Genomic DNA, 21448 nt, shown 5'->3' on the forward strand with positions numbered 1-21448 from the left:
CGACCATCACCGAGTAATGAAAATGACCGACACCCCCCATTTCCCGCTCTCCGCCGTGGTCGGCGCTGACGATCTCAAACTCGCGCTCTGCCTTACTGCCATTGACCCGAAAATCGGCGGCGTGCTTATCGAAGGCCCTCGGGGCATGGCCAAATCGACCCTGGCCCGTGGCCTGGCGGACTTGCTGGCCAGCGGTCAATTCGTCACCTTGCCCCTCGGTGCGACCGAAGAACGTCTGGTCGGCACCCTCGACCTCGATGCAGCCCTGAGCGAAGGTCGCGCGCAGTTTTCCCCCGGTGTATTGGCCAAGGCTGACGGCGGCGTGCTCTACGTCGATGAGGTCAACTTGTTGCCTGATCACCTCGTTGACCTGCTGCTCGACGTCGCGGCCAGTGGCACCAACCTGATCGAGCGCGACGGCATTTCCCATCGGCATTCGGCGAAGTTCGTACTGATCGGCACCATGAACCCGGAAGAGGGTGAATTGCGCCCGCAACTGCTTGACCGCTTCGGCCTGAACGTCGCCCTCAGTGGCCACACAGTGCCGACCGAGCGCGGCCAGATCATCCGTCGGCGCCTCGATTTTGATAGCGACCCACAACACTTCTGCGCGCAATGGGAGAGCCAGCAGCAGTCCCTGCGCGAACAGTGCGAGCGGGCGCGCAGCGCGTTGGCTGGTATTCCACTCGACGATCAGGCGCTGGCACAGATTACCAAGCGCTGCTTCGCTGCCGGCGTCGATGGTCTGCGCGCAGACCTGGTCTGGTTGCGCGCTGCGCGTGCCCATGCAGCCTGGCGCGGAGCGAAGGCCATTGCCGAGGAGGATATCGACGCCGTTGCCGAATTCGCCTTGCGCCATCGCCGTCGTGAGCACACCCCACCGGCCCCGCAACATGGCCAGCCACCCTCCGGCGAGAACACGCAGCCGAGCGAAGGCATGGGTCAATGGGGTGAAATGCCTGCTCAGGCGCTGCCGGTCGGCGCCCGACGTGAAGTGCCGAGCTGGCCAAAAAAGCCTTAGGCATTCGCCCTCGATCGGACGTGGGGGCGAATGCCAGACCCCGTGCCGGACGACTCGATAACGGCAAGCAGGGCAAACGTCATGCGGCACGCAGTGGTTCGATCAATTGGCCCGGCACGTTACTCAATGGCCGTCCGCGTCATCGTGAGGACGTCCTGTTCCACCTGCGCACCCGGTCGCCCCATGAGCTGTGGCTGGTGATCGTCGATGCCTCGGCTTCGACGCGTCGCCATCAGGCCTTAAGCGATGCCAAAGGTCTGCTGGCCCAGCTGTTTGATGACGCCTATCGCCAGCGTGCGCGGTTGGCGTTGCTGACCGCCAGTGGTGCGGTGCCGAATTGGCAGGTGCAAGGGTTGAAAGCGTCGAGCGGTCTGCGCACCTGGCTGGATGGGTTAGGTGCCGGAGGAGGAACGCCATTGCTGGCGGCACTGGGTGAAGCGGGGCGTTGGCTGGTTGCCAGGCAAAAACGTTTTCCGGCTGAGCAACAACGGGTATTGGTGCTGACCGATGGGCGCTTGAAGGCGTGGTCGATGTTGCCGACGCTGGCATGCCCGGGGGTGCTGATCGATATCGAGCGAGGGCCGATTCGGTTGGGACGGGCGAAGTTGCTGGCGGCGGAACTGCAAGCGCAATACCGGCACATCGACGATCTGGGTTGAGGCACTGTAGGAGCAAGCTTTGCTCCTACAGATATCTGCATTGTGGATTGGGCGTTACACGATCATCAGCGAAACAGGTTGGTCCGCGCCAACTCGATCACCTCATCCCCACGCCCGCTCATCACCGCTTTGAGCATGTACAAACTGAACCCCTTGGCCTGTTCCAGCTTGATGGTGGGGGGCATCGCCAATTCCTGGGTGGCGGTCACCACATCCACCAGCACCGGCCCGTCATGCGCCAGCGCCCGGCGCAACGCCTGTTCCAGATCCTCTGACTCCTCGACACGAATCCCCAGAATGCCCATCGCATTGGCCATCGCCGCAAAGTCCGGGTTGTGCAGATCAGTGCCGGTATCCAATAGCCCGCTGGACTTCATTTCCATGGCGACGAAGCCCAGTGACGCGTTGTCGTAGACGATGATTTTCACCGGCAACTTCAACTGCGCCAGGGAAATGAAATCCCCCATCAACATGCTGAAACCACCGTCGCCGGACAGGGAAATCACCTGGCGATCAGGGAACGCTGCCTGCGCGCCGATGGCTTGAGGCATGGCGTTGGCCATCGATCCGTGATTGAACGAACCGAGCAGGCGCCGCTTGCCGTTCATTTTCAGATAACGGGCGGCCCACACCGTCGGGGTGCCGACGTCGGCCGTGAAGATCGCATCGTCTTCGGCCAGCTCGCTGAGCAGGCGCGTGAGGTATTGCGGATGAATCGGGCGACCTGGTGCTGAAGGTTGCGCCAGGTCATCAAGGCCCTGGCGCGCTTTTTCGTAATGCTTGAGCGAGGATTCCAGAAAGCTCCGGTCCGCGCGATACGGCAAGCGCGGAAGCAGCGCCGCCAGGGTTTCGCCAACGTCTGCGGCGATTCCGAGATCCAGCGCGGTGCGGCGACCAAGGGCTTGCGGGTCATGGTCGATCTGAATGATGGTGGCGTCGGTCGGGTAAAACTGGCGATAGGGGAAGTCGGTACCGAGCATCACCAGCGTGTCGCAGTTGAGCATCGCGTGATAACCGGAGCTGAAGCCGATCAAACCGGTCATGCCGACATCGAACGGGTTGTCCCACTCGACATGTTCCTTGCCGCGCAATGCGTGAACCACCGGCGCGCCAAGGGCGTCGGCCAGTGCCACCACCTGATCATGCGCGCCTGCGCAACCGGCACCGCACATCAGTGTCACGGCTTTGCCCTGGCTCAACAACTCGACCAGTCGATCAAGGTCGTGAGGCGCTGGCAAGGTGCGCGGTTTGGCGAGGGCTGGCCAGGGCTTGAGGTTGTCTTCGACTTCCTGCAGGGCGACGTCACCGGGAATCACCACTACCGCCACACCACGATTGAGAATTGCACTGCGCATGGCCCGGTGCAGCACATGCGGCATCTGGGCCGGGCTGCTCACCAGCTCGACAAAATGGCTGCATTCCTTGAACAATTCCTGGGGGTGGGTTTCCTGAAAGTAATTCAGGCCGACTTCCGAAGACGGAATCTGCGCAGCAATCGCCAGCACCGGCACATGGTTCCTGTGGCAATCGAACAGCCCGTTGATCAAATGCAAATTGCCCGGTCCGCAACTGCCCGCGCACACCGCCAGTTCCCCGGTCACCGCTGCTTCCGCGCCGGCAGCAAACGCGGCGACTTCTTCATGGCGCACATGCATCCACTCGATGCTGTCCATGGTGCGCAGGGCGTCGGTCAGGCCGTTGAGGCTGTCGCCCGTCAGGCCCCAGATGCGTTTGACGCCGGCCTGTTCAAGGGTGGTGGCCAGTTGCTGGGCAATGGTGATTTTCGCCATGGGAAGGGCTCCAGTGATCAATGAGTTGTCTTCAGGGTTTAGAGAGGACAACTCAACGCAGGCCATGACTCCCTTGTTTATTCCAGGCTCATGGACACGCGAGTCGGCACCGGAATTGGATTGCGCATCAACGTGCCCACCACCAGGGCTCCCAGCAGTGCCAGCAAACCGGCGACCAGCAGCAACAAACTGAAGCCACCGACGAACGCCTGCCGCGCCATAGGCTCGACTGCCGCGCGGGCAACATCAGGCAACAAGCTCATGGCCGCCGTCATGTCACCGGCCACCACGCGAGATGCAATGCCCTGCGTCTGATCGAGCCATTGCCCACCCTGTGTCGCCAGTTGGCCGCGCAGCAAGGCTTCGGTATGGCTCGACAGCAAGGCGCCGTAAACACCGATGGCCAGCACGATGGCGCTGAAACGCATGGTGGTGCTCATGCCCGACGCCATGCCGGTGCGTTCCCGAGGCACGCAGGCCATGATGTTTTTCTGCGTGTCGCCATTGAGTAAGCCCGCGCCGGCCCCCGTCACGGCGATCGCCAGGGCAAAGAGCAGGTAGCCCCCGCTGGAGACGGCCCAGGCACTGATCAGGTTGCCGCTGCCGACCAGTGCCAGTCCTGTCGCCATCAAGGTTGCCGGCGCAAACCGCGTCGCCAGTCGGGCGCCAATCTTCGGGCAGATCAGCATGGTCACGGCAAACGGCAACATCCCCAATCCCGAGGCAATCGCGGAAAAGCCGAGGCCGTTTTGCAGGTAGAACGGCAGCAAGGTCATCATCACCTGGGCACATCCGGCGTAGGCAAACATGCCCAGCAACGCGCCGATAAAGCGTGGATGCCTGAACAATTGCAGGTCGACCATGGGGCGCTGCTGCATCCGTTCGATCACGATGAACGCGCCTAGCAGTAGCGCGCCCCCGACGAGTCTTGCGTAGGTCAGCGGGTTGCTCCAGCCGATCCGGTTGGCCTCGATCAGGCCCCAGATCAGGCACGCCAGACTGGCACTGAACGCCAGGCTGCCCCAAGGATCGAGGCGCGCCGACTGGGTGTCCCGGGACTCTGGAATCGCGCGCCAGACCATCACCATCAGCAACAGACCCACGGGCAGGTTCAGGTAGAAAATCCAGCGCCAGCCGATGTATTCGGTGATCACGCCACCCAGGGTGGGGGCGGCCGTCATCGCCACGCCCATGCACGCACCCCAGAACGCCCACGCCTTGGCTCGCTCCACCTCATCGTGAAAAGCGTGGCCGATGGAGGCCAGCGCCGAGGTCAACAGCAGCGCCGCGCCGACACCTTTGATGGCCCGTGCGATGTCCAGGAATAACGCGTTCGGCGCCGCCCCGCAGCCGATCGACGCCAGGATGAAAATGCTCAGGCCCCAGAGCAGGCTTTTCTTGCGCCCGAAGCGGTCGGCAATACTGCCCGCCGGTAATAGCAGCGCGGCAAATGCCAGCATGTAGGCGCTGACGACCCATTCGATGTCCGCGAAATTCGCGCCCAGGTCTCTGGCGATGGTGGGCAACGTCACGGCGACAATGTTGGTGTCGAGGACAATCAGCGAACAGACGCCTGAGGCCGTCAATAACGTCAGGCGCGGACTGACGCGGCTCATGACGGGATTGCCTTTTGGGCAAGGTCTCTGGTTGCGGAGAAATTACGAAGCTTAGTGGGCATGATTCGGGCTCTTTACTGTGATTGCCCGATGAGCTTATCGTGACCCACCAGGGACTTTGTTAGCCAGGCCCCTGGACTTCATTACCTTTGAGCTAATGCATTCATGGACATACGGCATTTCCGCTATTTTCTGGCCGTTGCCCGGCAAGGCAACTTCACCCGCGCCGCCGAGCAACTGGGTATCGCGCCGCCGACCCTGACGCGACAGATTCAGGACATGGAGAACGAACTCGGTACACGCTTGTTCGTGCGGCAAACCCGTGAAATCAGCCTGACCGAGGCTGGCGCGGCTCTGGTGATCGAAGCCGAAGCGACGGTGCGGCAATTTGAATTCGCCCAGCAAAATGCCCAGCGCGCGGGACGAGGGGAAATTGGTCATATCGAACTCGCCTACGTGGCTTCGGCGGTGTACTCGGGCCTGCTGCAGAAACAAGTGCAGGCCTTCAGCCGTGCATGCCCCGACGTCAGTGTGAACGTGCGCGAATACCCGATGGCGTCATTGCCGGCGATGGTGGACGAGGGTCGATTCGATATCGGTTACGTACGTTCACCCATGACATTGCCTGAAGGCCTGGAAGCGATCCGTCTTGACGCTGAGGGTTTCGTATTGGCACTGCCGAGCGAATCATGGCTATCGCGACTGACGGAGATCGGCCCGGAACACCTGCAGGGCGAGACGTTCATTCTTCCGGAACAGATCAGCGGCACCTTGCAAGTTGCCGCCGCTGGCGGGTTTGCGCCCAGATTGGGGGCTCAACCGGGCGGGCTGGTGGCGGTGCTGGCGCTGGTGTCCTTGGGACAGGGCGTGGCGGTGGTGCCGGAGTCGGTGGTCGGGCATGTCGGGTTGCCGGGTGTGGTGTATCGGTCGATCAAGGGCTGTGAGGCGAGTTCGTGGTTGTCGCTGGTGTATCGGCGGTTCGAGAAGTCGGCGGCGGTGGTCAGGTATATCGAGCTGGTTAAACAACGCTAAAAGCTTCGCGAGCAGGCTCTCTCCAACAGGCGGATTGCGAAACGGCACACATCCAGTGTGGGAGCGGGCTTGCCCGCGATGGCGGCCACCCGAACAGCAACTATCCCGAGGTTCTACAGATTTAGTAATAATTCCAGGCTGTAGGAAAAGAGACTTTCGCCTGTACGCTTCAAGACCTTTTTCCTTTCAGGATTTGCATGAACACCGTTTCGGAGCCTCCCAGTTACCCTTTCCCCACGCGCAACCGCGCGGTCCTGATGCACGCGAAACATCCGGTCTTCCGACTTCAGAACGCCTTTGTCATTGCCACTCCACGGCCCCTGCGCCGTGCCTTGCCGTGTTCGGCATTCTGAATTCACTGAAGAGATCGAGACGTTTTTATGGAATGGATTGCTGACCCTACCGCGTGGCTGGGCTTGTTGACGTTGATCGTGCTGGAGCTGGTGCTCGGCATCGACAACCTGGTGTTTATCGCCATTCTGGCGGACAAACTGCCGCCGGAGCAGCGGGATCGGGCACGTCTCATTGGCTTGTCGCTGGCGTTGTTGATGCGCCTGGGCCTGCTGGCGAGTATTTCCTGGCTCGTCACCCTCACGCAGCCATTGTTCGAAGTGTTCGATAAGAGCTTCTCCGGACGTGACCTGATCATGCTGTTCGGTGGTGTGTTCCTGCTGTTCAAGGCCACCATGGAATTGCACGAGCGACTCGAAGGCCATGTCGGCGAACGCTCGACCAACGCAGCTTATGCGCTGTTCTGGCCGATCGTGGCGCAGATTGTGGTGCTCGATGCGGTGTTTTCCCTGGACGCAGTGATCACCGCCGTGGGCATGGTCGATGAGCTGGCAGTGATGATGATCGCCGTGATCATTTCCATCGGCCTGATGATTGTCGCCAGTAAACCGCTGACCCGTTTCGTCAACGCGCACCCGACAGTGATCATGCTGTGCCTGGGCTTCTTGATGATGATCGGCTTCGCGCTGACCGCTGAAGGCCTGGGTTTCCACATTCCCAAGGGTTACCTGTATGCGGCAATCGGTTTCTCGATCCTGATCGAGGTGTTCAACCAGATCGCCCGGGCGCGTCGTAAACGCTCGATGCAGGGCGTACGTCCAATGCGCGAACGCACGGCACATGCGGTGATGCGTTTGCTCGGTGGCCGCAGGCTGGCGGCTGAAGAGGTCGATGACGAGATTGCCGACCTCCTGGACAACGGCGAGGCGCCGAGTGAAGTGCTGTTCGACCGACGTGAGCGGGTGATGATCAGTGGCGTATTGCAACTGGCCGAACGCCCGATTCGCAGCCTGATGACCGTGCGCGCCGACGTTGATCACATCGACTTGTCTGACGACGCCAGCGCGATTCGCACGCGGCTGATGCATTCGTCCTACTCGCGTTTGCCGCTGATCCGCGATGGTGCGGTCGATGAGCCGCTGGGCTTCGTGCACAAGAAGGAGCTGTTGAAAGAGTACCTGGCCGGCAACGAGCCCGACCTTGAGCATCTGGCGCGCAAGGCCATCAACTTGCTGGAAAGTTATTCGATCCTCAATGCCCTGGAGCAGATGCGCAAAGCCTCGACGCACATCGCGTTTGTGGTCAATGAATTCGGCGACTTCGTGGGTGTGCTGACCATGACCGACATTCTTGAATCCATTGCCGGCGAGTTGCCCGATGCCAGCGAAATCGAAGGCCCGGATGTGGTTGAGGAGCAGGGCGGGTTCATGGTCAGCGGCGCGCTGAACCTGATGCGCGTACGGCAACTAACCGGTTTCGCTGCGGAACCGACCGAGGATTATCAAACCCTGGCCGGTTTGGTGGTGAGCGTGCTCGACCGGCTGCCGATGATCGGGGACAGCCATGAGTGGGAAGGTTGGCGGATGACCGTCATGGCGGTCGAAGAGCGACGGGTGACGCGAGTGTTGCTGGTGCCTGTCGGCTCGTAGTCATTCGCCGATTCTCAGGGCCTCATCGCGAGCAGGCTCACTCCCACCCTGGACTGCGCTCGCCAATGCGGCTCGGTCTCTTGTAGGAGTGAGCCTGCTCGCAATGGCAATCTCCCCGAGAGCTGAAAACTCAGCCCATGTCGCACACATGGGCATCGGCGCACCGATTGTGAACCTCATACCCGCCTGCCGTAGCTAACGGTAGCGCTTGTTGCCCTGTGCCTTTCGTAACACCGTTTTCGCGTTTTCTTGCATCCCTCTGATTCAAAACACTTTCCATTCTCCTCAACATTCCCGTCACGACCTGTGGCACACTTTCTGCTGTCTATTCCGTTGTTACAAACCACTATCCGCTATAGCGGAATAAACAACACCCTGGAGTGCTTGCCATGCATCGCCGACCTTCCTTGTTTAAAACGTGTGTTTTTCTGTTTGTAGCTTCGGCTGCTGCCGTGGGTGTGGCCCAGGCGGCGGACGGTAAGCTCGATAGCGTACTGGCCCGCGGAAAGCTCATTGTGGGTACGGGCAGTACCAATGCGCCGTGGCACTTCCAGGGAGCGGACGGCAAATTACAGGGTTTCGATATCGACATCGGGCACATGATCGCCAAGGGTCTGTTTAACGACCCGAGCAAGGTTGAGTACGTAGTGCAATCGTCCGATGCGCGGATTCCCAATCTGCTGACCGACAAGGTCGACATCAGTTGCCAGTTCATTACCGTCACCGCCAGCCGTGCCCAGCAGGTGGCGTTCACCCTGCCGTACTACCGCGAAGGTGTGGGGCTGCTGCTGCCGGCCAACAGCAAGTACAAGGAAATCGAAGACCTGAACGCCGCGGGCGACAGTGTGACTGTGGCGGTGCTGCAGAACGTGTACGCCGAAGAGTTGGTGCATCAGGCGTTACCCAAGGCCAAGGTCGACCAGTACGACAGCGTGGACCTGATGTACCAGGCGGTGAACTCCGGCCGTGCCGACGCGGCGGCGACCGATCAATCGTCGGTTAAATACCTGATGGTGCAAAACCAGGGTCGCTATCGCAGCCCGGCCTACGCCTGGAGCCCGCAAACCTACGCCTGCGCGGTCAAACGTGGCGATCAGGACTGGCTGAACTTCGTCAACACCACCTTGCATGAAGCCATGACTGGCGTTGAGTTCCCGGCTTACGCGGCGTCGTTCAAGCAGTGGTTCGGTGTGGATCTGCCTACCCCAGCCATCGGTTTCCCCGTCGAATTCAAATGACCCCGTGAGAGTGGGGCGCCCAACAGCGCCCCGCTCAAGGTACTGCTGACCATGAACTATCAGTTGAACTTTGCCGCCGTGTGGCGCGATTTCGACACCTTGCTGGCAGGGCTCGGTCTGGGGCTTGAGCTGGCGCTGGTGTCGATCGCCATCGGTTGTGTGATCGGTCTGATGATGGCGTTTGCCTTGCTGTCCAGGCACCGGGCGCTGCGGGTGATGGCGTCGGTGTATGTGACGGTGATCCGCAATACGCCGATTCTGGTGTTGATTTTGTTGATCTATTTCGCGTTGCCAAGCCTGGGCATTCGTCTGGACAAGATTCCGTCGTTCATCATCACCCTGTCGTTGTATGCCGGGGCCTACCTGACCGAAGTGTTCCGTGGCGGACTGTTGAGCATTCCCAAGGGCCAGCGCGAAGCGGGGTTGGCGATCGGTTTGGGCGAGTGGCAGGTCAAGGCCTACGTCACCGTGCCGGTGATGCTGCGCAATGTGCTGCCAGCCCTGTCGAACAATTTCATTTCGCTGTTCAAGGACACCTCGCTGGCGGCCGCGATTGCGGTGCCGGAGCTGACCTATTACGCGCGCAAGATCAATGTCGAGAGCTACCGGGTGATTGAAACCTGGATGGTCACCACTGCGCTCTATGTCGCGGCCTGTTACCTCATTGCCATGATGCTGCGTTACCTCGAGCAGCGTCTGGCGATTCGCCGATAGGAGGCCCCATGTACGAATCTCCCAGTTGGTTGCATGAGTTATGGGTGGCGCGGGAAGTCCTGTGGCAGGGCTTTCTGACCAGTGTGCAGGTCTCGGCGCTGGCCATTCTGTTGGGCACGCTGGTCGGCATCGTCACCGGGTTGGTGCTGACTTACGGCAAGTTCTGGATGCGTGCACCGTTCCGTTTTTACGTCGACATCATTCGCGGTACACCGGTGTTTGTGCTGGTCCTGGCCTGCTTCTATATGGCGCCGGCGCTGGGCTGGCAAATCAGTGCGTTTCAGGCCGGAGCCCTGGGGCTGACGCTGTTCTGTGGCTCACATGTCGCTGAGATCGTGCGCGGTGCGCTGCAAGCGTTGCCGAGCGGGCAGATGGAAGCGAGCAAGGCCATTGGCCTGACGTTTTACCAATCCCTCGGGTATGTGCTGTTGCCTCAGGCGTTGCGGCAGATCCTGCCGACCTGGGTCAATTCTTCCACCGAAATCGTCAAGGCCTCGACCCTGTTGTCGGTGATTGGCGTGGCGGAACTGTTGCTCAGTACGCAGCAGATCATCGCTCGCACGTTCATGACCCTGGAGTTTTATCTGTTCGCCGGATTTCTGTTTTTCGTCATCAACTACGGCATCGAGTTACTCGGCCGGCACATTGAAATGCGGGTGGCCTTGCCATGACTCAGATCTCAAACGCAAACAACGTCAATCCTCAGAGCGGTCAGCCACTGCTGGATATTCGTGGGCTGCATAAGCAATACGGCAAGCTCGAAGTGCTCAAGGGCGTCGACCTGAGCATGCAGCGTGGCAACGTCGTGACGCTGATCGGCTCCAGTGGCTCGGGCAAGACCACACTGCTGCGCTGCGTGAACATGCTCGAAGAATTCCAGGGTGGGCAGATCGTGCTCGACGGTGAGTCCATCGGTTATGACGAGGTCAACGGCAAGCGCGTGCGGCACCCGGAAAAAACCATCGCGCGGCATCGGGCGATGACCGGGATGGCGTTCCAGCAGTTCAACCTTTTTCCGCACCTCACCGCGCTGCAGAACGTCACCCTCGGTTTGCTCAAGGTCAAGAAGCTGCACAAGGATGAAGCGGTGGCCCTGGCGGAGAAATGGCTGGAGCGGGTCGGCCTGCTGGAGCGTCGCGACCACTTTCCCGGTCAACTGTCCGGCGGCCAGCAGCAGCGCGTCGCGATTGCCCGGGCGATTGCGATGAACCCGAGCCTGATGCTGTTCGACGAAGTCACCTCGGCCCTCGACCCGGAGCTGGTGGGCGAAGTGTTGAACGTGATCAAGGGGCTGGCCGATGAAGGCATGACCATGCTGCTGGTGACCCACGAAATGCGCTTTGCGTTCGAGGTGTCGGACAAGATCGTTTTCATGAATCAGGGGCGAATCGAAGAGCAGGGGCCGCCCAAGGAACTGTTCGAACGCCCGCAATCGCCGCGACTGGCGGAATTTCTCAAGAACACGCGTTTTTGATGTTTACCCAAACATCTTCACTTTCAAATCAGGAGAAACACTCATGAGCATTACTCGTTACGGCACCGGTAGCACCGCCGCTGGCGGTCAGCCTCGCCCTTTCGCCCGCGCCGTTGAAGCCGATGGCTGGCTGCACGTTTCGGGGCAGGTGCCGGCGGTGGACGGTGAGATCATGTCGGGCGGCATTGTCGAGCAGACCCACCAGACGATGAAGAACCTGATCGCAATTCTCGAAGAGGCCGGTTATGGCCTGGAGGACGTGGTGCGTGCCGGCGTATGGCTGGAGGACCCTCGGGATTTCACGAGTTTCAACAAGGTCTTCTCCGAGTACTTCAAGCCCGAGCATGCCCCGGCCCGGGCCTGTGTGCAGGCGCACATGATGGTCGATTGCAAGGTCGAGATCGACTGCATCGCGTACAAGAAAAAGGCCTGAGATTGTTGGTGGTCCTGAAGTCCCCATCGCTGGCAAGCCTGCTCCCCCAGGGTTTAGGTCGGACGCACACTCTGTGTTCGACACATAACCTGGGGGAGCTGGCTTGCCAGCGATGGCGGCCTGACAGTCACTACAACAGTTTGGTTAAACTCCCGGCACTTTTATGGGAATCACTGACATGACCGAAGACACCATCAAACGCCGGGCTCGCGGTTTGGATCGGGCGTTCGATATCCTCGATTTCCTCAAGGAAATCGGCAAACCCCTGCGTCCGAACGAGATCGCCAGCGGTATCGGCAGCCCTAAATCCACGGTCTACGAACTGGTGGCATCCTTGCTCGAACGGCGGATCCTCGAGCTCGTTGGCAAGGACGGTCACGTGTACCTGGGCCGTCAGCTGTACTTCCTCGGGCAGGCGCACCTGCGTCATTTCGACCTGACCCGCGAGGCCGACCACGCCTTGCAGGAAATCGTCACCCAGACCCGTGAAACAGCGCAGATGTGCCTGCTCAACGGGCGTAAATACACGGTTGCCTTGATGAAGGAGGGCGAACGGCATTTCCGTATTTCCTCCGATATCGGAGAAAACGCGCCGATCCCGTGGACCGCCTCCGGGCGCCTGTTGTTGGCGCACCTGAGCGATCAGGAAATCGTCGACCTGATCGACCATGACGACTTCATTCTGCCCGACGGCGAACGCCTGCCACTGGAGCAGTTTCTCAAGGAAATTCGTCAGGCCGACATCGACGGTTTTTTCTCTTTCGACAGCGTTGCCGACACCTTTACCCACTGCTTCGCCGCCCCGGTCAAAGACCCCAGTGGCGTGGCAATCGCGACCCTGTGCATCGTCGCTCCCCGAGCCGATGCCAAAAACAATTACAACGACTATCGCCAGGTGCTGATCGACAGCGCCAACAGCCTGGCCCGTCGCATCAACGAATAACAGCGACTGCCAGCAGCCGCGAAAAGTAAGGAGTTCGACCATGTCTATTGCCCAACGTACTGCCGCCGTCGAAAAGGGCTTCGCCCATACCGGCGCCAACCTGGTACGCGACGTCAGCCTGCCGGCCCTGGTACTGCACCGTGAAGCCCTGGAGCACAACATCCGCTGGATGCAGGCCTTCGTCAGCGACAGCGGCGCCGAGCTCGCGCCCCACGGCAAAACCAGCATGACGCCGGCACTGTTTCGCCGCCAACTGGACGCCGGCGCCTGGGGCATCACCCTGGCCAGCGCCACGCAAACCCGTGCGGCGTATGCCCATGGCGTGCGTCGGGTGTTGATGGCGAACCAACTGGTGGGCACGCCGAACATGGCGCTGATTGCCGACCTGCTGGCGGACTCCGGTTTTGAATTCCATTGCATGGTCGATCACCCGGATAACGTCGCCGACCTGGGGGCGTACTTCGCTTCGCGCGGAGTGCGGTTGAACGTGATGATCGAGTACGGCGTGGTCGGCGGGCGGTGCGGTTGCCGTACGGAAGAGGAAGTGGTCGCACTGGCCAAAGCCATCGCGGCGCAACCGTCCCTGGCGCTGACCGGCATCGAGGGTTACGAAGGGGTGATTCATGGCGATCACGCGGTAACGGGTATCCGCGAGTTTGCCGCTTCACTCGTGCGGCTGGCGGTGCAGTTGCAGAACAGCGGCGCCTTCGCCATTGCCAAACCGATCATTACCGCATCAGGCTCGGCCTGGTATGACCTGATCGCCGAATCCTTCGAAGCACAGAATGCCGGCGGACGCTTCCTCAGCGTTCTGCGTCCCGGTAGCTACGTGGCGCATGACCATGGCATCTACAAAGAAGCGCAATGCTGCGTGCTCGACCGGCGCAGTGATCTGCATGAAGGACTGCGTCCGGCGCTGGAAATCTGGGCGCATGTTCAATCGTTGCCTGAGCCAGGGTTTGCGGTGATTGCCCTGGGCAAACGCGACGTGGCTTATGACGCCGGCTTACCCGTGCCATTGCTGCGTTACAAGGCCGGTGTCGTGCCAGCCGTGGGCGACGATGTGAGTGCCTGCAAGGTGACGGCCGTGATGGACCAGCATGCGTTCATGACCTTGGCGCCGGGGGTCGATTTGCGGGTGGGTGACATCATTTCCTTCGGTACTTCGCATCCTTGCCTGACGTTCGACAAGTGGCGTGTGGGGTGTCTGGTGGATGAGCAGTTGAATGTCATCGAGACCATGGAAACCTGTTTTTAAGGTTTGAAACCGAGGTGCGGCCATCGCGAGCAGGCTCACTCCCACAGTGATCTTCAGTGACCACAACATTTGTGTACGACACGAATCCCTGTGGGAGGGAGCCTGCTCCCGATGGCGTCCAGCCGGACACCCTCGAATCATCAGAGAACAACAATGACCACCCCCAACACCCCACGCATCGCCCTGATCGGCGAATGCATGATCGAACTGCAACAACGCGCCGACGGCAGCCTGCAGCAAAGCTTTGGCGGCGACACCTTGAACACGGCGGTTTATCTGTCCCGGGCACTTGGTGCAGGCGGTTCGGTGGATTACGTCACCGCCCTGGGCGATGACAGTTTCAGCGACGCCATGTGCCGCACCTGGACCGACGAAAACATCGGTCTGGGCATGGTCCAGCGCTTGCCCGGTCGCTTGCCCGGCCTTTACTGCATCCAGACTGATGCCGCAGGCGAGCGGCGCTTTCTCTACTGGCGCAACGAAGCCGCCGTCCGCGATTGCTTCACCACCCCGGCAGCCGCACCGATCCTCGCGGCGTTGCCGGGTTATGACGTGCTGTATTTCAGCGGTATCACCTTGGCGGTGCTTGGCGCGCAAGGCCGGGAAAAGTTGCTGGAAACGCTGATCGAAGCCCGACAGCGGGGCGCTCGGATTGTCTTCGACAACAACTATCGACCGCGATTGTGGGCTTCGGTGGACGAGGCGCGGGCGGCCTATCGCAGCGTGTTGCCGCACGTGGACCTGGCGTTGCTGACCGTCGATGACGAGCAGGCACTGTTTCAGTTTTCCGATTGCGAGGCGGTGTTTGCTGCCTATGAGCAGATCGGAACACCCGAGATCGTGCTCAAGCGTGGCGCCGAAGCGTGTTTGATTCGGTGTGGTGGGGAGTCGTTTGAAGTGCCGGCGCAGAGGGTCGAACGGGTGGTGGACACCACGGCAGCGGGGGATTCATTCAGTGCTGCGTATCTGGCGAGCCGGCTCAAGGGCGGCAGCCCGGAGGAAGCCGCCGAGGCCGGGCATCATTTGGCGAGTCGGGTGATTCAGGTGCCGGGGGCGTTGATTCCCAGGTAAGTGGAGGATGGCCGCTGGCTGCGCCAACGGATCGCCAGCCTGCTGGCGATGGGGCCCTTAAGCCAACCCGTCAATCCCGATAAAACACCTGCACCAGGTGATACCCGAATTTGCTCTTGATCGGCCCATGCACCACCCGCAACGGCTTTTTGAAGATCACCGCATCGATCACCCCGACCATCTGCCCGGGCCGCACTTCACCCAGGTCGCCGCCGCGCTTGCCGGATGGACAGGTGGAGTACTTCTTGGCCAGCACATCAAACGCTTCACCCTTGGCGATGCGTTGTTTGAGTTGCTCGGCTTCTTCCGAGGTTTTCACCAGAATATGGCGGGCTTGAGCTTTCATGGGGCAGGTACCTTGCAACGGTGCTGACAGCGGGGCGGCGATTATGCCTTAACTCACTCGTGTTGGCCGATCATCGTGCGAATCTTGCTGGCCAGCAGGTCAATGGAAAAAGGCTTGGCCACCATGTCCATCCCTTGCTCAAGGAAGCCTTGGCGCTCGGCGGCTTTCTCCGCATAACCGGTCATGAACAGCACTTTAAGATCGGGCCGGTGCTGGCGCGCGATTTCCGCCAGTTGCCGACCGTTCATGCCCGGCAACCCCACGTCGGTCACCAGCAGATCCACGCGTAAATCGGACTCCAGCAGCGGCAGGGCAGCTTTCGCATTTTCCGCTTCATGGATGTGATAACCCAGCTCCCGGAGCAGGTCGAGCACCAGCATGCGCACAGCCGGGTCGTCTTCGACCAGCACCACGGTTTCGCCAGCAATGGCCGCCGGGGCCTCGCCTGTGAAGGGTAGCAACGTGTTTTCCGGCGCGGTGACTCGCAAACGCGGCAAGTACAGGCGTACACAGGTGCCCTGATCGGGCACGCTGTCGAGGTGGACATGGCCGCCGGACTGCTGGGCAAAACCATAAATCATCGACAACCCGAGTCCCGTGCCCTGACCGATGGGTTTGGTGGTGAAGAACGGATCGAACGCTTTCGCCAGAATGGACGGCGTCATGCCAGTGCCGTTATCACTGACGGCAATCATCAAGTAGTCACCGGCCTTGACCGGTTCCAGGGTGATGATGTCGCTGTCGTCGAGGTAAACATTAGCGGTCTCAATCAGCAGCTCACCGCCGTCGGGCATCGCGTCCCGTGCGTTGATCACCAGGTTGAGCAGGGCATTTTCCAGCTGGCTGACGTCGGTGCTGACGGGCCAGACGTTGTCGACCAGTCGCAGTCTGAGCTCGATATGGTCGCCCTTGGTACGGCTGAGCAGGTCTTCCAGGGAGTGGATCAGGTCGTTGGCGTTCAACGGCTTGCGGTCCAGCGACTGCCGTCGGGAAAACGCCAGCAGGCGATGGGTCAGGGCGGCGGCGCGGTTGGCGGAGGACACGGCAGCTTCTGTAAAACGGCCGATCTCGGCGGCGCGTCCATCTGCGATGTAGCGCTGCATCAGGTCGAGGCTGCCGATGATGCCAGTGAGCATGTTGTTGAAGTCATGGGCAATGCCACCGGTGAGCTGGCCGACCGCTTCCATCTTCTGCGCATGGCGCAAGGCGTCCTCGGCGCGTTCACGCTCGATCATCTCGTTTTGCAGCCGCTCGTTGGCTTCCGCAAGCTGCTGGGTTCGCGCAGCGACACGTTCTTCCAGGGTTTCGTTGAGGTTGAGCAGCGCGTCTTCGGTCTTTTTGCGCTCGGTTTCATCGATCACGAAAATATAGAAACCATTCACGGCGCCGTCCGGCCCGTGCCGCGGCAGGTAGTTCATCAACGCGTGGCGGCTGCTGCCGTCGCGGTGTCGGGTCTTGATGCTGAAGCGACAGGTCTTGCCGTTCAACGCCTTGGCGATGTGCTTGGCGCGCAGAGCGTAGGCTTCGTCTCCTATCACTTCGCGGATGGTGCGGCCGTACAGTTCCTGAGGCGTGCGACCGTACCAGTCGAGGTAGGCGGCGTTATTCAGGCGGAAGCGCTCTTCGCTGTCAACGTAACTGATCAGGATCGGCATCGCGTTGATGATCAGCTGCAGTTCGGTCTGGCTCTGGCGCAGCGCCTGTTCGGTGTGTTTGCGTTCGGTCAGGTCGAGTGCGGCACCCAGGAAGCGGATCGGTCGGCCATGATGGTCCTTGTAGCAACGCCCGCGGGCGAACACCCAGCGCACCTGGCCGTCAGGCTGCAGCAGGCGATATTCCTCGGCGTATTCAGTGCCGTGGGTGATGGCGTGCTTGATGCTGCGAGTGACCATCGCGCGGTCTTCGGGATGCACGCCCTGAAGGTACGCGCTGATCGGCAACTGGCTGGCGAGTAGCGGGTCGACCCCGTGCAGTTGGGCAAAGTGGGTGTCGGCAATGAATTGGTCGTCATTGATGTTCCAGTCCCAGGTACCTACCGCATCGGTCGCCGCGAGGGCAAGCTGCAGGCGTTCCTCGGTTTCGCGCTGGGCTTTGAGGCTGGCGGCGGAACGTTGTTCGAGTTCCAGGGCGATGCGCCGGCGTTCGTTGGTTTCAATGGCGGTGATCAGAATGCCGGCGACCTGGGCGTTTTCATCGCGGATCGGGCTGTAAGTCAGGTCAAGCCAGAACTCCGATTCGCCGTCGCCACGCTGCAGCGTGAAGCGCTGCTCACTGTAGGTGCGCACCTGTCCTTGTAGGACGGCGCTGTAAATCGGGTCGGTAAAATCTCTAAGTTCTGGCCATATCTGGTGGGTAGGCTGTCCGAAACCCTGTGGGTGTTTGCTACCGGCCAACAAGGCAAAGCCGTCGTTGTAGATCTGCGTCAACTGCGATCCCCACAACAGCAGCATGGGCATCGGCGAGTGAATCACGATGTCCACGGCGGTTCTCAGGCTCTGCGGCCAGGTGCTGGCGGGGCCCAGCGGGCTGCGGGTCCAGTCCATTCGGGCAATCAAAGCCTGGGCATCGCTGCCGATGGGTGATGCGTTCATCAAAAAATCCTGCACTAAAGTCGCTGAGGCGGCGTCTACTATCCTAGGCGGTAGACGCTGGATGACCCGATTGAGGTCATTTTTTTTACTCGATTGCTTCGCGGGTGCAATGTGCCATGGAAATCGATGCACTGTTAACGCTATTGGCTCAACAGAATGGTTCCGACCTTTATCTGTCCACTGGCGCGCCACCGAGCGCCCGGTTTGATGGGACGCTCAAAGTCCTGACCGACCAGCCATTCAAACCGGGGGAAGTCGCGGCCATTGCCGCCTCCATCATGGACGCCGAGCAACGCCTGGAGTTCGATCGGGAATTGGAGATGAACCTGGCGATTTCCTTGCCGGGTATCGGGCGCTTTCGGGTCAACATTTTCAAGCAGCGCAACGATGTGTCCATTGTGGCGCGCAACATCAAGCTCGATATTCCACGTTTCGAAGACCTTAAGCTGCCGCCGGTGCTGCTCGAAACGGTGATGCTGAAACAAGGCCTGATGCTGTTCGTCGGTGCGACCGACTGTGGCAAGTCGACCTCGCTCGCGGCGTTGATCGACTACCGCAACCGCCACAGCAGTGGCCATATCATCACCATTGAAGACCCGGTCGAATACATCCATCGGCACAAGCGGTCGATCATCAATCAGCGTGAGGTGGGCGTCGATACGCGCAGTTTTCATGCCGCGTTGAAAAACACTCTGCGCCAGGCGCCGGACGTGGTGTTGATCGGCGAAATTCGCGACCGCGAGACCATGGAGCATGCGCTTTCGTTTGCTGATACCGGCCATCTGGTGATTTCCACGTTGCACGCGCACAACGCCAATCAGGCGCTGGATCGCATCATCAACTTCTTCCCCGACGAACGCCGAACCCAACTGCTGCACGACCTGGGCAATAACCTCAAGGCGTTCGTTTCGCAGCGTCTGGTACGCACCCGCGATGGTCAGCGCCGGGCGGCGGTGGAGGTGATGCTGGGCACGCCGACGATTGCGGATTTGATACGGCGCCATGAGTTTGATGAGCTCAAGGGGATCATGGAGAAGTCAGCGAATGTGGGCATGCAGACCTTTGATGGCGCGCTGTTCGCGTTGGTCGCCGAGGGAGCGATTGATGAAGCGCAAGCGTTGAAACATGCGGATTCGGTGAATAATTTGCGCTTACGCTTGAAGTTGCACAGTGAGGCGTCGCCCGGCTCACCGCCAGTCACAGGCGAATGGGGACTGATGGACTGATACATATCCCCCCTGTAGGAGCTGCCGCAGGCTGGGATCTTTTGATCTTGTTCTTTAAAAACAGATCAGAAGATCGTCCGAACGCGGCCCGAGCCTGCGGAAGCTCCTACAGGGGCCAATGTGTTTCAGTTCAGGAGTTCAGCGCGGTTGCGAAACTGTTCCAGTGCCTCCGGATTGGCCAGTGCGTCGGTGTTTTTCACCTTCTGCCCATGCACCACATTCCTCACGGCCAGCTCGACTACTTTGCCGCTGATGGTTCGGGGAATGTCCGTGACCGCGAGAATCTTTGCCGGCACATGCCGGGGTGTGGTGTTGGCGCGAATGACCTGGCGAATCTGCTGCTCAAGCCCTTCGTCCAGTTCGACGCCGTCACACAGTTTCACGAACAGCACCACACGCACATCATCCTGCCATTGCTGACCAATGGCCACGCTGTCGATGACCTGCGGGACTTTCTCCACCTGACGATAGATCTCCGCCGTACCGATGCGCACGCCGCCGGGGTTGAGCACGGCGTCCGAGCGTCCGTGAATCATCATCCCGCCGTGGTGCAGTTCTTCGGCGTAATCACCCTGGGCCCAAACGCCGGGGAACTGGGTGAAGTACGACGCCCGGAGTTTTTCGCCGTCAGGGTCATTCCACAACCCGATGGGCATCGCCGGGAAGTGTCGCGTGCAGACCAGTTCGCCTTTTTCGGCAATGACCGGTTGGCCGTCGTCGTTCCAGACTTCGATGGCCATGCCCAGGCTCTTGCCCTGCATTTCGCCACGGCGAACCGGCAGCAGCGGATTGCCGATGACGAAGCACGAAACGATGTCGGTGCCGCCTGACATCGAGGCCAGGCACAGGTCTGGCTTGATGTCGCGGTAGACGAAGTCGTAGCTCTGGGGCGACAGCGCGGAGCCCGTGCAGAGCAGGGTTTTCAGGCTGTTCAGGTCATGGGTTTGCCGGGGTTTGATGCCACTGTTTTCCAGGGTCGCGAGAAACTTCGGGCTGGTGCCGAACACGCTGATGCGCTCGTCATCGATCAGGTCGATCAAACGCTCGGGCTCCGGGTGAAACGGCGAGCCGTCATACAGCACCACTGCGCTGCCGACCGCCAGGGCCGAGACCAGCCAGTTCCACATCATCCAGCCGCAGGTGGTGTAGTAGAACAGTCGGTCACCGGCGCCGAGATCGGCGTGCAACCCGTGTTCCTTGACGTGTTGCAGCAGCACGCCACCGGTGCTGTGGATGATGCATTTGGGCACGCCGGTGGTGCCGCTGGAGTAGAGGATGTACAGCGGGTGCGCGAAGGGCACTGGGACGAAATCCGGCTCGCCGCCGGCTTCATAAAAATCGTCCCACAGGGTGACATTGGCGGGGGTGTGGAAATCCCTGGCATGGGCCTGTGATCGCGCATAAGGCACAACGATCAATTCCTGCAGGGACGGCAGTCGTTCGATGACTTCGTTGATCTTGGCGGTCTGGTCGATTTCTTTGCCGGCATAGCGGTAACCGGCGCAGGTCACCAGGACTTTCGGTTCGATCTGACTAAAACGGTCGATCACCCCTTGGGTGCCGAAATCCGGCGATGAGCAGGACCAGATGGCGCCCAGGCTGGTCGTACCGAGCATCGCCACCAGGGTTTGCCAGGTATTCGGCATGCACGCGGCTACCCGATCACCGACGCCGACTCCGGCAGCCTTCAGGCTGTTCTGAAAGCCTGCGACGTGTTCGGCCAGTTCGGCCCAGGTCAGCTGTTCGCGCTGGCCGTTTTCAGCAATGGCGATCACCGCCACGGCATCGTCGCGGCGACGCAGCAGGTGATCGGCAAAATTCAATGTGGCGCCCGGAAACCACTGTGCGCTGGGCATCTGTGGGCCTTCCTGCAGTACCGCGTCGGGCTGGTCGTGAAAGCGGATGTCAAAAAAGTCGACGATCGCTTGCCAGAAGTCTTCCCGCTGATCGATGGACCATTGATGCAGGGCGGGGTAGTCGTCGATGTGCAGGTGGTGTCGTTGCGCGATGAAGCGCCGAAAGGCCTCCATGCGAGTCTTGGCGATGCGCTTGGCGTCGGGTTGCCAGAGGATGTCGGACATGGCTTGGCCTCTTGT

The 21448-nt window shown here is 60.5% G+C and carries 18 protein-coding genes; 13 read left to right on the plus strand and 5 right to left on the minus strand.

The features are described 5' to 3' along the window. The first annotated feature begins 22 nt into the window (after positions 1-22). Both H7698_RS15915 and H7698_RS15920 read left to right on the plus strand, forming a co-directional pair. Entirely contained in the window at positions 23-1021 is a 999-nt protein-coding gene (locus H7698_RS15915; RefSeq protein ID WP_194692043.1) for an ATP-binding protein, read from the plus strand. A 20-nt stretch (positions 1022-1041) separates the two neighbouring features. Next, entirely contained in the window at positions 1042-1680 is a 639-nt protein-coding gene (locus H7698_RS15920; RefSeq protein WP_194692044.1) for a vWA domain-containing protein, read from the plus strand. Positions 1681-1745: 65 nt separating this feature from the next. Here H7698_RS15920 and poxB read toward each other — a convergent pair whose 3' ends face one another. Together poxB and H7698_RS15930 are read right to left on the minus strand one after the other, a co-directional pair. Beyond that, positions 1746-3470: a ubiquinone-dependent pyruvate dehydrogenase gene (gene poxB, locus H7698_RS15925; protein WP_162436574.1), complete on the minus strand. Its 1725-nt coding sequence runs from the start codon at positions 3468-3470 to the stop codon at positions 1746-1748. A gap of 77 nt (positions 3471-3547) precedes the next feature. Next, complete coding sequence (locus H7698_RS15930; protein ID WP_194692045.1) at positions 3548-5086, minus strand: MFS transporter; 1539 nt, start codon at positions 5084-5086, stop codon at positions 3548-3550. A gap of 165 nt (positions 5087-5251) precedes the next feature. Here H7698_RS15930 and H7698_RS15935 point away from each other — a divergent pair, with 165 nt between their 5' ends. The 10 genes from H7698_RS15935 (at position 5252) to H7698_RS15980 (ending at position 15189) form a co-directional block, all read left to right on the plus strand. After that, a complete protein-coding gene (locus H7698_RS15935; protein WP_194692046.1) occupies positions 5252-6118 on the plus strand; it encodes a LysR family transcriptional regulator in 867 nt (288 codons plus the stop codon). A gap of 380 nt (positions 6119-6498) precedes the next feature. Then, on the plus strand, positions 6499-8058 hold the full coding sequence (locus H7698_RS15940) for a TerC family protein (protein WP_194692047.1): 1560 nt from the start codon (positions 6499-6501) through the stop codon (positions 8056-8058). A gap of 389 nt (positions 8059-8447) precedes the next feature. Next, positions 8448-9296 carry a transporter substrate-binding domain-containing protein gene (locus tag H7698_RS15945; RefSeq protein ID WP_194692048.1) on the plus strand — a complete coding sequence of 283 codons (849 nt, stop codon included), beginning with the start codon at positions 8448-8450 and terminating at the stop codon, positions 9294-9296. 51 nt (positions 9297-9347) lie between these two features. Next, a complete protein-coding gene (locus H7698_RS15950; RefSeq protein ID WP_162436569.1) occupies positions 9348-10010 on the plus strand; it encodes an amino acid ABC transporter permease in 663 nt (220 codons plus the stop codon). A gap of 8 nt (positions 10011-10018) precedes the next feature. Further along, entirely contained in the window at positions 10019-10681 is a 663-nt protein-coding gene (locus H7698_RS15955; protein WP_194692049.1) for an amino acid ABC transporter permease, read from the plus strand. Further along, positions 10678-11484 carry an amino acid ABC transporter ATP-binding protein gene (locus H7698_RS15960; RefSeq protein ID WP_162436567.1) on the plus strand — a complete coding sequence of 269 codons (807 nt, stop codon included), beginning with the start codon at positions 10678-10680 and terminating at the stop codon, positions 11482-11484. The genes H7698_RS15955 and H7698_RS15960 overlap by 4 nt, the downstream gene beginning before the upstream one ends. Positions 11485-11527: 43 nt before the next feature. Further along, positions 11528-11917: a RidA family protein gene (locus H7698_RS15965; protein WP_194692050.1), complete on the plus strand. Its 390-nt coding sequence runs from the start codon at positions 11528-11530 to the stop codon at positions 11915-11917. A 178-nt stretch (positions 11918-12095) separates the two neighbouring features. Beyond that, a complete protein-coding gene (locus H7698_RS15970; RefSeq protein ID WP_194692051.1) occupies positions 12096-12860 on the plus strand; it encodes an IclR family transcriptional regulator in 765 nt (254 codons plus the stop codon). A gap of 40 nt (positions 12861-12900) precedes the next feature. Then, positions 12901-14118: an amino acid deaminase gene (locus H7698_RS15975; RefSeq protein ID WP_194692052.1), complete on the plus strand. Its 1218-nt coding sequence runs from the start codon at positions 12901-12903 to the stop codon at positions 14116-14118. 153 nt (positions 14119-14271) lie between these two features. After that, positions 14272-15189 (plus strand): sugar kinase, encoded by a 918-nt coding sequence (locus H7698_RS15980; protein WP_194692053.1) that lies wholly within the window; start codon positions 14272-14274, stop codon positions 15187-15189. Between the two features lie 70 nt (positions 15190-15259). Here the strand turns inward: H7698_RS15980 and H7698_RS15985 are convergent, their stop codons facing one another. After that, complete coding sequence (locus H7698_RS15985) at positions 15260-15535, minus strand: peptidylprolyl isomerase (RefSeq protein ID WP_007898282.1); 276 nt, start codon at positions 15533-15535, stop codon at positions 15260-15262. A 53-nt stretch (positions 15536-15588) separates the two neighbouring features. Then, entirely contained in the window at positions 15589-18126 is a 2538-nt protein-coding gene (locus H7698_RS15990) for a PAS domain-containing hybrid sensor histidine kinase/response regulator (RefSeq protein WP_194692054.1), read from the minus strand. A gap of 116 nt (positions 18127-18242) precedes the next feature. Between H7698_RS15990 and H7698_RS15995 the strand changes: the two genes are divergently transcribed. Further along, positions 18243-19352, plus strand: a complete 1110-nt coding sequence (locus H7698_RS15995; RefSeq protein WP_194692055.1) for a PilT/PilU family type 4a pilus ATPase — start codon at positions 18243-18245, stop codon at positions 19350-19352. 125 nt (positions 19353-19477) lie between these two features. Here the strand turns inward: H7698_RS15995 and H7698_RS16000 are convergent, their stop codons facing one another. Beyond that, positions 19478-21433 (minus strand): acetoacetate--CoA ligase, encoded by a 1956-nt coding sequence (locus H7698_RS16000; protein ID WP_194692056.1) that lies wholly within the window; start codon positions 21431-21433, stop codon positions 19478-19480. Positions 21434-21448 lie beyond the last annotated feature (15 nt).

Origin of the sequence: Pseudomonas sp. p50(2008) (genome assembly GCF_015351605.1) — a bacterium.
Lineage (GTDB): Bacteria > Pseudomonadota > Gammaproteobacteria > Pseudomonadales > Pseudomonadaceae > Aquipseudomonas.